Here is a 14462-nt window from a genome sequence, read left to right on the forward strand (position 1 = left end):
TGGCGGTCCGCTTACCCGTCGCCCGCTCGATGACGGTGAAGCGCCCGACACATTTGCCGGCCGCAAGCACGAGAGCCATCCCGCGAGGAGAATGAACTCCAGGCCGGCTAGTGCTCCATCGCGGCCCCCTTCCCGAACTTCGGAAAAGCCGTGGGCTACTCACAAACCTGTTGATTCCAGGACCGCTTTGTCGATCTGCGGCCCGAGCCAACGCGCCGCCTTTCGTGCGGGGATTTCAGATCGGCGGTCTGGCCGGCCTCACGGCTATCCGACTTTGTATCAAAGGATCGAAGCCGGCCGCACCGCGTTGACATGAACCTTGCCGGGGGCGCCCTCGCGAGGAGACGTTACATGCGAACAGCCATCGCTTTCGTCGTTCCGCTGCTGACCGCGCTGTGCGCCGTTCCTGCAGAAGCCCAACAACCGCCCGGCAAGCCGGTGTCCGTCAAGATCGGCGTCCTCAGCGACATGTCCGGCCTCTACGCCGATATCGGCGGCCCGGGATCGGTCGTCGCTGCAAAAATGGCGGTCGAAGATTTCAAGCCCGACAGCCACCATATGAAGGTCGAGATCGTCTCCGCCGATCATCAGAACAAGCCTGACATCGGATCTTCCATTGCGCGCCGGTGGTTCGACACCGATCAAGTGAACGCCATCGCGGACGTGCCGAACTCCGGTGTCGCACTGGCAGTCGCCGATGTGACCAAAGAGAAAAACGGCGTCTTCCTCATTTCGGGAGCAGCGGATTCCGACCTGACCGACAAGCATTGCTCGCCCAACAACGTGGACTGGACCTATGACACTTGGGCGCTGGCACACGGAACCGGCGGCGCGATCGTGCGGCATGGCGGCAAGACCTGGTTTTTCATCACGGCCGACTATGCCTTCGGCCATGCGCTCGAGCGCGATACCACGGCCGTGGTCGAGGCCGCCGGCGGCAAGGTGCTCGGCGCCGTTCGCGCTCCTTTGAACACAGCCGATTTCTCATCCTATCTGCTACAGGCGCAAGGCTCGAAGGCGCAAGTCATCGGGCTGGCCAACGCCGGCGGCGACACCATCAACGCCGTCAAGCAGGCGGCCGAGTTCGGCATCGTTCAGGGCGGGCAGCGGCTCGCCGGACTTCTCGTCTTCCTGACCGACGTTCACGCGCTCGGCCTGCAAACCGCACAGGGCCTGACGCTCACGACCGCCTTCTATTGGGACCTCAACGACCAGACCCGTGCGTTCGCCAAGCGCTTCGCCGCGCGCAACGATGGCAAATACCCGACCATGGATCAGGCCGGCGTCTATTCCTCGGTGCTGCACTATCTCGAAGCGGTCGCCAAGACAGGCTCGGCAACCGACGGTGCCAAGGTCGTCGAGGCCATGAAGGCTGCCCACTACGACGACCCGCTGTTCGGAGACAGCACGGTTCGCCCGGATGGACGCGCGGTTCATGCCATGTATCTCGTCGAGGTCAAGAAACCATCGGAGTCGAAAGGACCCTACGACTACTTCAAGGTCCTCGAGACGATCCCGGCCAGCCAGGCCTTCCGCCCGCTGGCCGACGAGAAGGGCACCTGTGGCCTCGTGAAGAGCGCATCGCTCTCAGGTGCAAGGTAGACTAGGGCAGTCGTCCCTGCGTCCTTTGGACGATCGCCTGCGGCAAGCCGGAATCCGCTCACCGGCGATTGATGGCCAATCATCACAGGGAGGGTCAAGCATGAAGATCGTCGTGATCGGCGGAGCCGGCCTGATCGGCTCGAAGACCGTCGGAATTCTGCGACAGGGCGGCCATGAGATCATCGCAGCGTCGCGCAAGAGCGGGATCGACGCCGTGACCGGCCGAGGGTTGAAAGAGACCCTGGCCGGCGCCGCCGTCGTGATCGATCTCGCCAATTCTCCCTCTTTTGAAGACAAGGCGGTGATGGCGTTCTTCGAGACCTCCGGCCGCAACCTTCTTGCCGCCGAGGAAGCGGCGGGCGTTCGACACCATGTCGCGCTGTCCATCGTCGGAACCGACCGGACGCCGGACAACGGTTATTTCCGCGCGAAGCTCGTACAGGAGAAGCTGATCGCGGCCTCGGGCATCCCCTACACGATCATTCGCGCGACCCAATTCATGGAATTCCTCGGTACGATCGCCGCTGCAAGCGCCGATGGAAACGTGGTGAGGCTCTCGCCTGGCCTGTTCCAACCGATCGCGGCCGACGATGTGGCCGCCATCGTCGCCGATGTCGCGCTCGCGCCACCGCGCAACGGCATCATCGACATCGCCGACCCGGAACGAGCGCCGTTCAACGAAATCATCGCCCGCTATCTGAAAGCAGTGGACGACCCGCGCGAGGTGGTGAGAGACCCCAAGGCTCGCTACTGGGGAGGTCTGGTCGAAGAGCACTCGCTGGTTTCGCTAGGCGAAGCGCGCCTCGGCCGTATCGGCTTGGACGAATGGCTCCGCCGCTCTCGCGCAGGATCGTGACAGCCCCTGACGTCGTGCTTACCTGGCCGCCCCGCTGGCGGCAGCCTGCTTCGCCTCCGCCTGCCGCGCGCGACGCTCATCGCCGAGCTGAAGCAGCCGCTCGCGATTTTCGGGCGTCACCCGGCCATATCGCGCCCGCCAGACGGCGCTGTCCTCATTCCAGGCAAAGGGCGACCTGACGGTCGTTCGTGGCGCTTTCGCCGTCTCGAACAGTTGCAGCCCATTCCGCACGATCTCGCGCTGCATGTCGGGCGCGAAGGGATGTCCGCACGGATTGCCCAAGGGAAAATCCGTGAAGTAGAAGCGCGGGACGCCGCAGTGCTCGACGACATCCAGCGCCGAACCGATGATGACTGTCGGAATCCCGGCTGCTTCGAGATGACGCGCCACCAGGCTCATGGTCTGATGGCAGACGGGACAAAGCGGACAAAGGACGGCAGCATCCGCGCCATCTTGCCGGACGCGGGCGAGGATTTCGGGCGCGTCCTCCTCCTTCGTCTTTCGCTGGCTGTATTCCGTCGGCACGCCGTGAAATCGCGCGGTGAGGCCAGCGAAGATTCCCTCTCGCGCCAATTCGGACGCCGCTTCGATCGGCAGGAAGCTCGCCCGGTCGTTGGTATGTGTCGATTCCTTGTCCCACGCCACATTGTCGGTGAAGAGCCGCTCCGGCGGCGGCGACACCGGCCCCGACCACACGCGCTTGACGCCGTCAAAATCCGCAGGGCTTGCGGTCGTGATCAGCGCAATACGCAAATCCGAAAGCGGCCGCGGCAGCGGCGCGAAGGGGACATCAGCAAAGGTCGCCCATTTGTAGTCGTTGGCATAACCGAGAGCGCGGTAATAATGGCGCGTGCGCTCCATGTAGCGGACCGGGGCATCTGCTTCAGCCATATCACGCCTCCCTTCTGCTTCGTTCAACCCTGACGCCACGCCCTAGCCCTGCACATAGAGCCCGAAATTGAAGGCGATGGAAATGCGCAAGTCGTTGCCGCGGTAGGGCCGCACGGCGTGCAGCAGGAACGACGGAAAGATGAACATCATGCCGGCGCGCGGCCGGATGGTCTCGGCGCTCCCGGCGGAGCGGCCGTCCTCGCCGGCGAATTTCAGTGACGGCGCATGCATCATCGGCGCCGGGCCGCGCGGATCGAACATCTCGAATTCGCCGCCAAGCGATGGATCGTCGGCGCAGCCGCCGTCGCGGACATAATAGGTGCCCGACCAGAACGATCCCGGATGATAGTGGCAGGAGTTGGAATCACCGGCGGCGTTCACATTGGCCCAGGCCTCGACGACCCAGTCCGGCCGCACCGGCTTCCCGTCGCGGTCGCTCGTCATCTGAGTGACGACATTGCGGGCGACGCCAAGCACTTCCTCCATCCGCTTGCCGCCCCATTGCGCAAGATCGCGCCGCGAATGCCAGCCTCCGATATTCGAGGCGCCAATGCTGCCGTGCTCGGCGCGGCGGCGCAGGATAATCTCCTCCAGTTCGGCATTGCGCGCCTGCGCATCGGGCAGCATCAACGCCGCCACCGGCGTGGCGAACAGGCCCCTCACTTCGACGTTGCCGCCTGCCATCTCCACTTTCCTTCTCGTCGGCGCAGCGATTGAGCAGAAGGATACACCACTTGGCCGCCAAGCGAAGCGGCGAACGGCCGCCATCTACGGCGACTGTACCGTGCGGCGTTCCGCCATGAAAACGTCCAGCGCCTTGATCTGATCGCCGGTCAGCCGCAAGCCGAGCTTGGAGCGGCGCCAGACCACGTCAGCCGCTTCCTCCGCCCATTCCTCGCGCATCAGGTAAAGCACCTCGGCTTCGGAGAGCCCGGCGCCAAAGTCGCGCCCGAGCGCGGTCTTCTCCTTGGCTGGACCAAGAATGCGCCGTGCCCGCGTTCCATAGGCGCGGGCGAGACGGCGGCATTGCAACGTCTCAAGCCATGGATAATCGCGCGCGAGATCCGCCACAAGCTGTTCAAATCCCTGTACGGGAAAATCGCCGCCGGGCAGCGGCTGGCCCGCCGACCAATCATGTCGCCCGCGCGCCTGCGCACCGATATGCTGGCCGAGCTTCTCCAGCACATGCAGCGCCAGACGCCGGTACGTGGTGATCTTGCCGCCGAATACGGACAACAGCGGCGCGCCGGCTTCATCGAGTTCGAGCACATAGTCGCGCGTCGTCGCCTGGGCTGCGCTGGCGCCATCGTCATAGAGCGGGCGGACGCCGGAATAGCTCCACACCACGTTCTGCGGCTCGACGGCCTGCGCGAAATATTCGCTCGCTGCAGCGCACAGATAGTCGATCTCTTCCCTCGATGCGGCAACCTTCGAAGGATCGCCGTGATAGTCGAGATCGGTCGTTCCGATCAGCGTGAAATCATGCTCGTAGGGAATGGCGAAAATGATCCGCTTGTCGGCGTTCTGGAAAATGTAGCAGCGGCCATGATCGAACAGCTTCGGCACCACGATGTGCGAGCCCTGCACCAGCCGCACCTCGGCGCGGGTCTGACGGCCGAGCGTCAATGCGAGCACATGATCAACCCAGGGCCCGGCCGCGTTGACCAGAATGCGCGCGCGAATGGTCTCGCGCTGTCCGTTGCGGCAGTTCTCCGTCGTAACCTGCCAGGCGTTTGCGCCACGCTCGGCGGCAATCGCCCGGGTGCGGGTGCGGATCGTGGCGCCGCGCTCCCGGGCGTCGCTCGCATTGAGCGCTACCAGCCGCGCGTCCTCGACCCAGCAGTCGGAATATTCGAAGCCGCGCCGGTAAACGCCGGCCTTGAGCGGCTTGCCGGCCGCATCGCGCGTCAGATCGAGTGTCCTTGTCGGCGGCAACAGCTTGCGCCCGCCCAAATGGTCGTAGAGGAACAGCCCTAACCGCAACATCCAGGCCGGACGCAGGCCCTTGTGATAGGGCAGAACGAAGCGCAGCGGCCAGACGATATGCGGCGCCATCCGCCACAGCACCTCGCGCTCCATCAGCGCCTCGCGCACCAGGCGAAACTCGAAATATTCGAGATAGCGCAGGCCGCCATGGATCAGCTTGGTCGCCGCCGAGGACGTGCCGCTCGCGAGATCCCCCTGCTCGCACAGATAAACGGAGAGACCGCGGCCGACCGCATCGCGCGCGATCCCGCAGCCATTGATCCCGCCGCCTATCACCGCGAGATCATAGGTCCGGCCCGGTCCCGCCTCGGCGCTTTGCTCGATGTCCGATTGCTCCATCTGGCGTCAGTCCTGCATTTCCTCAGGAGGGCTGTCCGGAAGCGCCTCGACCACTTGCACGCCGTGCGCCGCGCAGGTCTCCCGCAAGGCAATCGAATCGAGCCGGTCGGTCACGAAGGTGTGGATTTGCGACATGTGGGCGATCCGTACCGGTGCCGCGCGCTGAAGCTTCATACGATCGCAGACCAGCATCACCCGTCGCGCATTCTCGATGATGGCGCGCGAGGCCGTCACCTCGAGCGCGTCGAAATCCAGGAGCGAGCCGTCCTCGTCGAGCGCGGAGGCGCCGATCACGGCAGTATCGACCTTGAACTGGCGAATGGAATCGACGGCGCCGCCGCCGATCACCGCGCCGTCGGAGCGGCGTACCGGGCCGCCGATCACGATGACCTCCATCGACGGATGCGGATAAAGCATCATCGCGACGTTGAGATTGTTGGTGACGACGCGCAAGCCGCTGTGGCTGCGCAGCGCCATCGCCACTTCTTCGGTCGTGGTGCCGATATTGATGAAGAGCGAGGACTTGTCGGGGATCAACGCCGCGGCCGCGGCGCCGATCGCGCGCTTGGCATCGGCTGCGATCAGGCGGCGGGCCTCGTAGGACAGGTTCTCCACGGAAGAGGAAATCAGCGCGCCGCCGTGGGTGCGTGTCAGCACGCGGCGGTCGCAGAGATCGTTCAGGTCGCGCCGGATCGTTTGCGGCGTGACGTCGAAGCGGACTGCCAGGTCCTCGACGGTGACCCGCCCCGTTGCGCGCGCGAGCGAGACGATATCGTTCTGGCGATCAGAAAGCGGCTGCATCGGCGCTCCCGGATCGAATGAGGTCAGGCGCGCGCAAACCGCAAGGACAGATGATTGCGATCAAGGACATATGCCGCCCCCGATACCGTTCCCGAACAAGAAAACCTCCCGCATGGCGCAGGCCCCAGCCACCCGACGCCTCCGCTCCTCTGGACCCGACGTCGCCGCCCATTCAGAAGTGCATTTTCTTTTCATTTTCGTTTTGCTCGCTTGCAGACTAAATTAGGCTCGTATAGAAAACAATCAATCAAATATCGAAACCACAAGATCGAAACAGGGGACGCGGGAGGGGCCCAATGCCGCCAGTCGGGATCATGCGGGCTTTTGCCCTGTCGCGCCGTCTTCAGCGCAGCAGCCGCGAGCGGGACAGCGCGGCGACGGCGATTTGCCCCGATACGGTTTCGCGCGATCGGAGCCACGGCGGCTCTCGCGCGCCACGCACGTTGTTTCCTCCTTTGTCGGCATGAGCGCGGATGAGCATTCATCTGCAGCATGTCAGCGTCGAAATCGGCGGCGAAAAGATCATCGATGACGTCGATCTCGCACTCGAGCGCGGCACGATGAACGTGCTTCTCGGCGCGACATTGGCAGGCAAGACGAGCCTGATGCGTCTGATGGCGGGCCTTGATAGACCGACAAGCGGAAAAGTGCTGGTCGACGGCACTGACGTGACCGGCGTGCCCGTGCGCAAGCGTGCGGTCGCGATGGTCTATCAGCAGTTCGTCAATTATCCCTCGCTGTCGGTCTACGAAAACATTGCCTCGCCCCTGCGCGTCGCCAAGGTAAAGGGCGACGAACTCGACCGGCGCGTGCGCGAGGCGGCACGCGTGCTGGGCCTTGAACCATTACTGAAGCGGCAGCCTTCGCAGCTTTCCGGCGGCCAGCAGCAGCGCACTGCGATCGCCCGCGCGCTCACCAAGCGCGCCGACCTCGTGCTGCTCGACGAGCCCTTGGCAAATCTCGACTACAAGCTGCGCGAGGAACTGCGTGAAGAGCTGCCGCGGATCCTGTCGCAAACCGGCGCCACGCTGGTTTATGCAACGACCGAACCGCTCGAGGCCCTCCAACTCGGCGGCAGGACTGCGACGCTGTCGCAAGGACGGCTCATTCAGTTCGGCCCGGCGCCGGACGTCTATCATCGTCCGAATCACATCGAATCCGCGCGGGTCTTTTCCGATCCCCCCTTGAACGAACTGCCGATCACCAAGGCTTCTACGGAAATCCGCTTCAACGACGGCTCGACGCTGCCGGCGCTCGGCACCCTCGCGCAGCTTGCCGATGGCGCCTATACGATGGCCTTCCGCGCCGACATCGTCAGCCTGCGCGCTGCCTGGCCGCAGTCCCTGACCTTTGCCGGGGAGATTTCGGTCGCGGAGATCTCTGGCTCGGAAAGCTTCGTTCATGTGACTTCGCCGCGCGGCACCTTCGTCTGCGTCGAGGCCGGCGTCAGCACGCTCCAGCCCGGCCAATCCGTCGACATGCACGTCGACGCGGCGCGGGTGTTCGTGTTCGATTCCGCCGGCGCACTCGTCGCCGCCGGCCGAGAGAGTTGAGGAGCGGCAGATGGCACGCATCACGCTCGACGGCATCGCCCACTCTTACGATCAGGATCGCTCCTCCTATGCGCTGAAGCCGATCGATCACGAGTGGTCGCAGGGCCGCTCCTATGCGCTGCTCGGCCCATCCGGCTGCGGCAAGACCACGCTTCTCAACATCATCTCCGGCCTCGTCATCCCATCGCAGGGGCGGCTGCTGTTCGACGGCAGGGACGTCACCCATCTCGCCCCGGAGCAGCGCAACATCGCGCAGGTGTTTCAATTCCCTGTCGTCTACGACACGATGACGGTCGCGGAAAACCTCGCCTTCCCGCTGAAGAACCGCGGCCTCGGCCGCGCAGCGATCCGGACGCGCGTCAGCGAAATCGCCGATCTTCTGGGCCTGACCGGCGACCTCAACCGCCGCGCGCGGGGGCTCACGGCCGATGCCAAGCAGAAGATCTCGCTCGGCCGCGGCCTTGTGCGATCCGACGTCGCAGCCGTGCTGTTCGACGAGCCGCTGACGGTGATCGATCCGTCGCTGAAATGGGAGCTGCGCTCGAAGCTCAAGGCGGTGCATCGCGCGCTCGACGTGCTGATGATCTACGTGACGCACGACCAGGTCGAGGCGCTGACCTTCGCCGATGAAGTCGTTGTCATGAAGGACGGCCGCATCCTGCAGATCGCGACCCCGACGCAATTGTTCGAGCAGCCGGAGCACACGTTTGTCGGCTACTTTATCGGCTCGCCGGGCATGAACCTGGTCGAGGCCGAGGTCGACGGCGCCGAAGCGCGAATTGGCGAACAGACCCTTCGTCTTCCGGCGCGCTACGGCAAGCCACCGTCCGGTAGTTCGGTGCGCCTCGGCTTTCGCCCCGACTACACCACGCTGGTCTCGGGCGGTGATCTGAGAGTGCGCGTGCAGAAGATCGAAGATCTTGGACGCCGCCGCATCGCCAGGGTCTCGCTCGGCGCGCAGGACATTTTCGCCATCGTCCCACATGGCCGGTCGATCGAGGGCGATACAGCCGGGATCGCGATCAAACCCGAACGTCTCTTCGTCTACGTCAATGACGAGCGCGTCGCAGGAGAGCCGCTGTGATCGAAAAGCCGATCAACAACCGCGCCTGGCTGCTGGTTCTCCCGGTGCTCGCTTTCGTGCTGTTCTCGGCGCTGCTGCCGATGATGACCGTGGTGAACTACTCGCTGCAGGACAGCATGGGCGCCAACAACTTCTTCTGGAATGGCGACGCCTGGTTCCGCGACGTCCTCAACCCGTCCACCGATATCGGCGCGCGTTTCTTCGACGCCCTGATCCGAAACCTGAGCTTCTCCTTCGCGGCTCTCCTGATTGAGGTGCCGCTCGGCATTGCCATTGCGCTGTGCCTGCCGCGCTCCGGCTGGGCGGTCGGCCCGTGCCTTGTGCTGATCGCGTTGCCGATGCTGATCCCGTGGAACGTGGTTGGCACGATCTGGCAGATTTTTGCGCGCGCCGATATCGGCCTGTTCGGCGCGGCGATCAACGGCCTCGGCATACCCTATAACGACACGCAGGATCCGGTCGCAGCCTGGATCACCATCGTCATCATCGACGTCTGGCACTGGACGCCGCTGGTTATTCTGCTGAGCTATGCCGGGCTCCGCGCGATTCCGGATGCCTTCTACCAGGCCGCGCGCATCGACGCCGCGAGCCGCTGGGCCGTGTTCGTCAACATCGAGCTGCCGAAGCTGCAGAAGGTGCTGGTGATCGCAGTCCTGCTGCGCTTCATGCAGACCTTCATGATCTATACCGAGCCGTTCGTCGTGACCGGCGGCGGGCCGGGCAGCGCCACAACCTTCCTTTCCATCGACCTCGTCAAGATCGCGCTCGGCCAGGTCGACCTCGGCAACGCGGCTGCGATGTCGCTGATCTACAACCTCATCACCATCACCCTGTGCTGGATCTTCTACACCATCATGACCCAGCTCGACCGCAGGAGGGATGCCTGATGCGCCGCGGCGTGATGCCCAAAATTGTGCTCGCCGCATATCTGGCGATGCTGATGCTGCCGATCTATTGGCTCATCAATTTGAGCCTGCGGCCCAACGAAGACATCGTGTCCCGCATGGCGCTGTGGCCGCATCATCCGACATTGGAGAAGTATTTCTTCATCCTCAACGATCCGACCTGGGTGCACGCCTTCGGCGTCTCGCTGACCTATGTGCTGATCAACACCGTGATCTCGGTGACGGTCGCGCTGCCGGCCGCCTACGCCTTCAACCGCTTCAGTTTCATCGGCGACAAGCACCTGTTCTTTTGGCTGCTCACCAACCTGATGGCACCGGCCTCTGTTTATGCGATGCCGTTCTTCAACCTCTATTACGCGGTCGGCCTGTTCGACACGGTATGGGCGGTGGCGCTGGCGCACTGCCTGTTCAACGTGCCGCTGGCGGTGTGGATTCTCGAAGGCTTCATCGGCGGCGTCCCGCGCGAGATCGATGAGGCGGCGGCAATCGACGGTTACTCGTTCCCGCGCTTCTTCATCCGCATCTTCCTGCCGCTGATCGCCAACGGCATCGGCGTCACGGCCTTCTTCTGCTTCATGTTCTCCTGGGTCGAGCAACTGCTCGCCACGACGCTGACGGCGACCAACGCGCTGCCCTTCGCCGCGGTGATGACCCGCAGCTATTCGGTGTCGGGGATGGACTGGACGCTACTCGCGGCCGCGGGCGTCCTGACCATGGTCCCGGGCGCCGTCGTCATCTGGTTCGTGCGCAACCACATCGCCAAGGGCTTTGCCCTTGGACGCGTTTGAAGGAGGCGTTCGATGTTCGCCTCGATCGCCGAAACCTTCAGCGAGATCGGATCCAAATTCACCTGGATGGCCTGGACCTGGGAAACCGCGATCTTCTTCGGCTTCATTGCGACCGCGCTCGTCATCCTGACCCTGCTCGCCGTCTATCGGCCGGAGATGCCGCGCAAGGGCATTCTCGGCTTTCCCACCACGCGCGGCGACCGCTTCTTCGTGACGATGCTCGGCGCGGCGTACATCCACATTCTATGGATCGGATTCGGCGGCGGAGAGCTCTGGTATGCCCTCGGCATATCGGGGCTGTTCGGCATCGCCATGTTCATTTTCGCCTAACGAGGCGAGAGCCTGCCGCGCATGGTGCACGGCAGGTCAAGAGGGAGGAGCCAACATGGACATCAAACGTCGCGACGTCTTGAAAGGCGCGGCGGCAACGGCGGCAACGACAGCCGTCGCGGCCCCCGCATTGCTGACCCCGACGCCGAGCTACGCGCAGCAGATGGATGCGGCCAAGAAATGGATCGATGCCGAATTCCAGCCGTCGACGCTGACCAAGGAACAGCAGATGGCCGAGATGCAATGGTTCATCAAGGCCTCGACGCCATTCAAGGGCATGAAGGTGAGCTGTGCTTCGGAAATTCTCGGCATTCACGAGTATGAATCGAAGACCCTCACCAAGGCCTTCGCCGAGATCACGGGCATCCAAGTCAATCACGAGATGATGGACGAGGGCCTGATCGTCGACAAGATCGAAGTCGAGATCCAGTCCGGCAAGCCGATCTACGATTTCTGGATGAACGATTCCGACTTCATCGGTACCCATCCGCGCTACAACGACATCATCGGCGGATCGCTCACCGATTTCATGGCGAGCGCCGACGGCAAGGACATCACCAACCCCAACCTCGATCTCAAGGACTTCATCGGGCTGTCGTTCGCGACCTTCACCGACGGCAAGCTTTATCAGCTTCCGGACCAGCAGTTCGCCAACCTCTATTGGTTCCGCTACGACTGGTTCCAGCGGCCGGACCTGAAGGAAGGCTTCAAGAAAAAATTCGGCTACGATCTCGGCGTGCCGGTGAACTGGTCGGCGTATGAGGACATCGCCGACTACTTCACCAACACGGTCAAGGAAATCGACGGCCAGCGCGTCTATGGCCACATGGACTACGGCAAGAAGGATCCCTCGCTCGGCTGGCGTTTCACCGACGCCTGGCTCGCGATGGCCGGCAACGGCGACCGCGGTCTGCCCAACGGCAAGCCGGTCGACGAATGGGGCATCCGGATGGAAGACGGCATTCCGCGCGGCTCCTCGATCCGCCGCGGCGGCGACGCCAACGGGCCGGCGGCCGTCTACGCGCTTACGAAATTCGTCGAGTGGCTGAAGAAATATGCTCCGCCGGAAGCCGCCGGCATGGACTTCCTCGAAGCCGGCGCGGTGCCTGGACAGGGACACATCGCCCAGCAGATCTTCTGGTACAGCGCTTTCACCGCTGCGCTGTCCAAGCCCGACCTTCCGGTCATGAACAAGGACGGCACGCCGAAATGGCGCATGGCCCCCAGCCCGCACGGCGCCTACTGGAAGGAAGGCATGAAGCTCGGCTATCAGGACCAGGGCTGCTGGACCTACCTGAAATATGCGCCAAAGGACAACATCAGGGCCGGCTGGCTTTACGGCCAGTTCTGCGTCTCGAAGACGGTCTCGCTGAAGAAAGCCGTCACCTTCCTGCACGTCATCCGCGAGAGCGACATCTGGCATCAGGCGATGACGGATCTCGCGCCGAAGGTCGGCGGCTGGGTCGAGTTCTATCGCAGCCCCGCGCGCAAGCTCTGGACTCCGACGGGCGTCAACGTGCCGGAATACGGCAAGCTGGCGCAGGTCTGGTGGCAGAATGTCTCGAAGGCGATCTCCGGAGAAGCGACGCCGCAGCAGGCGATGGATGGCCTTGCGCGCGACCAGGACGCAATTCTTGCCCGTCTTCAGAAGTCCGGCGTGCAGGGCAAACTCGGACCGAAGCTCAACGAAGAGAAGGATCCCGAGTACTGGTACGCGAAGGCAGAGAAGGACGGCAATCTTGCGCCCCAGCGCAAGCTCGCCAACGAGAAGCCGAAAGGCGTGACCGTCGACTACGACGAACTGATCAAGTCGTGGAAGGCGGAAAAGCCGAACAAGGGCTGAGGCATAGCGAAAGCGCGGGACCGCAAAGGTCCCGCGCTTTGATGCTACGCTTTCTTCGGCGACCAGCCATAGGCCTTGGCGCAGGCGCCGCCCATCAACATCGCTCGTTCGGTTTCGCTCAACCGCTTGGTTTCGAGGAACGGCTTGACCGCCTGCTCGTAATTGACGACCGCAAACGCACGCGTCCAGTCAGTGCCCCACAGGCAGCGCTCGAAGCCCCAGGCATCGAAGACGCGAGCGAGCGGATCCCAGATATCGTTGAAAGGATAAGGTTCTTTCGAGAGCGTGCAGGCGCCGGATACCTTGATCACCACGTTTTTGCGTTTGGCGAGATCCAGTACCTTCGGCAGATCCGCCCACGGCTCGGCCGGCGGGCCCGGCACGCGCGGTTGCAAGATGCCGAGATGGTCAAGAATAAAGCGCGTATCGGGGTGGCGGTCGATCAGCGTCGTGCCGGCTTCCAGATTGTCCCAGCAGAGCACGTTGACCGGAAAATCATGGCGCACGGCTGAACGCGCGATGCGGTCCAGCCCGGGATGTTTGGGATCGCGCTTGTTCTCCCTGGTCAGCATGATGCGGATGCCGACCGTGCCCGGCGTCTTCTTCCATTCGGCAACAACGTCATCGACCGCCGGATCGTCTGGATCGACCGGCTTGACGATCGCCATCCGACCTGGATGAGCGCGCTGCACCTCGACGGCATAGCTCGCGTCATAGCGGTACATGGAAAAGGCGGAGATGAAAATCGCGCCGTCGACGCCGACCTTATCCATTGCCGCCACCATCTCGTCGCCGGTGACGTGGGGCGGCCAGTTCGGCACGGTCGCCCACGGCCGCTGCGGCGTATTCGCCTCATAGGCGTGGACCTGGGAATCGATAATCGGCATGGGAGCGCTCCTCTTTTGTTTTGCCGGGAGTTTTGACGTCGCCGGCGGAACGTGTCCAGAGGCGAAGGCCATCTTGCATGCGCCTGCTTGCGTCGTGCATGGCAGCTCGCTGGAAAAAGCCAAGGGCACGGGCCGGCCGCCCGCGCCCTTTGTCGTGGTCGATCACGCCGTACGGCGCATCAGTGCCTGAACACCTTGCGGTCCGGGTCATCCGCGTAGGGCGGCGGCCATATTTTGCAGTCAAAGCTCCGGCCGATGCCCGGACAGACCGGACCGGACTGGCTGCCAGGTCCGACCATCGGCGTTTCCGGATAACCGTACCGGGCGGGGCCGCCGTGATGTCGCCAGTGCCGCTGATGTTTCATCTGATGATGGTGCAGATGGCGGCTGTTCTCCGTGGCCTGAGCCGGCGACGATGCCGCCAGCAGCGCGGCCGCGCCGATCGCCAGCACTGACAGCCGGATCGCAGGTTTGGTCATCGTAAATCTCCAGTGTGCTTCCCTGTCCGAGGATAAACCCCTTCAGCCTCGGCCTATTCATTTAAACAAATTCAGGACACTATCATCTCACGCAGGCCTTTCGACAGGATTTCCGAAA

General features: G+C 63.5%; 14 protein-coding genes. 8 read left to right on the forward strand and 6 right to left on the reverse strand.

What is annotated here, in order from left to right:
* Positions 1 to 351: 351 nt before the first annotated feature.
* Together NEZ08_RS04955 and NEZ08_RS04960 are read left to right on the forward strand one after the other, a co-directional pair.
* Positions 352 to 1602: an ABC transporter substrate-binding protein gene (locus NEZ08_RS04955; protein ID WP_298104349.1), complete on the forward strand. Its 1251-nt coding sequence runs from the start codon at positions 352 to 354 to the stop codon at positions 1600 to 1602.
* A 100-nt stretch (positions 1603 to 1702) separates the two neighbouring features.
* On the forward strand, positions 1703 to 2458 hold the full coding sequence (locus tag NEZ08_RS04960; RefSeq protein WP_298104352.1) for an SDR family oxidoreductase: 756 nt from the start codon (positions 1703 to 1705) through the stop codon (positions 2456 to 2458).
* Between the two features lie 18 nt (positions 2459 to 2476).
* Here the strand turns inward: NEZ08_RS04960 and NEZ08_RS04965 are convergent, their stop codons facing one another.
* From NEZ08_RS04965 to NEZ08_RS04980, 4 genes are all read right to left on the reverse strand, one after another.
* On the reverse strand, positions 2477 to 3349 hold the full coding sequence (locus NEZ08_RS04965) for a glycine reductase (RefSeq protein ID WP_298104354.1): 873 nt from the start codon (positions 3347 to 3349) through the stop codon (positions 2477 to 2479).
* Positions 3350 to 3391: 42 nt separating this feature from the next.
* On the reverse strand, positions 3392 to 4033 hold the full coding sequence (locus NEZ08_RS04970) for a TIGR02466 family protein (protein ID WP_298104356.1): 642 nt from the start codon (positions 4031 to 4033) through the stop codon (positions 3392 to 3394).
* 84 nt (positions 4034 to 4117) lie between these two features.
* Positions 4118 to 5674: a glycerol-3-phosphate dehydrogenase gene (glpD, locus tag NEZ08_RS04975; protein ID WP_298104359.1), complete on the reverse strand. Its 1557-nt coding sequence runs from the start codon at positions 5672 to 5674 to the stop codon at positions 4118 to 4120.
* A 6-nt stretch (positions 5675 to 5680) separates the two neighbouring features.
* Positions 5681 to 6475, reverse strand: a complete 795-nt coding sequence (locus NEZ08_RS04980; RefSeq protein ID WP_298104362.1) for a DeoR/GlpR family DNA-binding transcription regulator — start codon at positions 6473 to 6475, stop codon at positions 5681 to 5683.
* Between the two features lie 473 nt (positions 6476 to 6948).
* On the opposite strand from NEZ08_RS04980, the gene NEZ08_RS04985 reads away from it, so the two are divergent.
* The 6 genes from NEZ08_RS04985 to NEZ08_RS05010 are packed head-to-tail and all read left to right on the forward strand — an operon-like array spanning position 6949 to position 12978.
* A complete protein-coding gene (locus NEZ08_RS04985) occupies positions 6949 to 8028 on the forward strand; it encodes an ABC transporter ATP-binding protein (protein ID WP_298104364.1) in 1080 nt (359 codons plus the stop codon).
* 10 nt (positions 8029 to 8038) lie between these two features.
* Positions 8039 to 9112 (forward strand): ABC transporter ATP-binding protein, encoded by a 1074-nt coding sequence (locus tag NEZ08_RS04990; RefSeq protein ID WP_298104367.1) that lies wholly within the window; start codon positions 8039 to 8041, stop codon positions 9110 to 9112.
* A complete protein-coding gene (locus NEZ08_RS04995) occupies positions 9112 to 9999 on the forward strand; it encodes a carbohydrate ABC transporter permease (RefSeq protein WP_298104387.1) in 888 nt (295 codons plus the stop codon). The genes NEZ08_RS04990 and NEZ08_RS04995 overlap by 1 nt, the downstream gene beginning before the upstream one ends.
* Complete coding sequence (locus tag NEZ08_RS05000) at positions 9999 to 10805, forward strand: carbohydrate ABC transporter permease (RefSeq protein ID WP_298104368.1); 807 nt, start codon at positions 9999 to 10001, stop codon at positions 10803 to 10805. The genes NEZ08_RS04995 and NEZ08_RS05000 overlap by 1 nt, the downstream gene beginning before the upstream one ends.
* A gap of 12 nt (positions 10806 to 10817) precedes the next feature.
* Positions 10818 to 11135 carry a DUF2160 domain-containing protein gene (locus NEZ08_RS05005; protein WP_298104371.1) on the forward strand — a complete coding sequence of 106 codons (318 nt, stop codon included), beginning with the start codon at positions 10818 to 10820 and terminating at the stop codon, positions 11133 to 11135.
* Between the two features lie 55 nt (positions 11136 to 11190).
* Positions 11191 to 12978, forward strand: coding sequence for an ABC transporter substrate-binding protein (locus NEZ08_RS05010; protein WP_298104374.1), 1788 nt, complete (start codon positions 11191 to 11193; stop codon positions 12976 to 12978).
* 44 nt (positions 12979 to 13022) lie between these two features.
* Here NEZ08_RS05010 and NEZ08_RS05015 read toward each other — a convergent pair whose 3' ends face one another.
* Positions 13023 to 13865, reverse strand: coding sequence for an amidohydrolase (locus NEZ08_RS05015; RefSeq protein WP_298104375.1), 843 nt, complete (start codon positions 13863 to 13865; stop codon positions 13023 to 13025).
* A 179-nt stretch (positions 13866 to 14044) separates the two neighbouring features.
* On the reverse strand, positions 14045 to 14344 hold the full coding sequence (locus NEZ08_RS05020; RefSeq protein WP_298104378.1) for a hypothetical protein: 300 nt from the start codon (positions 14342 to 14344) through the stop codon (positions 14045 to 14047).
* Between the last annotated feature and the right edge of the window lie 118 nt (positions 14345 to 14462).

This window comes from Bradyrhizobium sp. (assembly GCF_027451485.1).
GTDB lineage: Bacteria > Pseudomonadota > Alphaproteobacteria > Rhizobiales > Xanthobacteraceae > Bradyrhizobium.

Bases quoted from the DNA above. Each gene is read 5' to 3' on its own strand.
- NEZ08_RS04955 (WP_298104349.1), top strand. From the start codon at position 352: ATGCGAACAGCCATCGCTTTCGTCGTTCCGCTGCTGACCGCGCTGTGC.
- NEZ08_RS04960 (WP_298104352.1), top strand. From the start codon at position 1,703: ATGAAGATCGTCGTGATCGGCGGAGCCGGCCTGATCGGCTCGAAGACC.
- NEZ08_RS04965 (WP_298104354.1), bottom strand. From the start codon at position 3,349: ATGGCTGAAGCAGATGCCCCGGTCCGCTACATGGAGCGCACGCGCCAT.
- NEZ08_RS04970 (WP_298104356.1), bottom strand. From the start codon at position 4,033: ATGGCAGGCGGCAACGTCGAAGTGAGGGGCCTGTTCGCCACGCCGGTG.
- glpD (WP_298104359.1), bottom strand. From the start codon at position 5,674: ATGGAGCAATCGGACATCGAGCAAAGCGCCGAGGCGGGACCGGGCCGG.
- NEZ08_RS04980 (WP_298104362.1), bottom strand. From the start codon at position 6,475: ATGCAGCCGCTTTCTGATCGCCAGAACGATATCGTCTCGCTCGCGCGC.
- NEZ08_RS04985 (WP_298104364.1), top strand. From the start codon at position 6,949: ATGAGCATTCATCTGCAGCATGTCAGCGTCGAAATCGGCGGCGAAAAG.
- NEZ08_RS04990 (WP_298104367.1), top strand. From the start codon at position 8,039: ATGGCACGCATCACGCTCGACGGCATCGCCCACTCTTACGATCAGGAT.
- NEZ08_RS05000 (WP_298104368.1), top strand. From the start codon at position 9,999: ATGCGCCGCGGCGTGATGCCCAAAATTGTGCTCGCCGCATATCTGGCG.
- NEZ08_RS05005 (WP_298104371.1), top strand. From the start codon at position 10,818: ATGTTCGCCTCGATCGCCGAAACCTTCAGCGAGATCGGATCCAAATTC.
- NEZ08_RS05010 (WP_298104374.1), top strand. From the start codon at position 11,191: ATGGACATCAAACGTCGCGACGTCTTGAAAGGCGCGGCGGCAACGGCG.
- NEZ08_RS05015 (WP_298104375.1), bottom strand. From the start codon at position 13,865: ATGCCGATTATCGATTCCCAGGTCCACGCCTATGAGGCGAATACGCCG.
- NEZ08_RS05020 (WP_298104378.1), bottom strand. From the start codon at position 14,344: ATGACCAAACCTGCGATCCGGCTGTCAGTGCTGGCGATCGGCGCGGCC.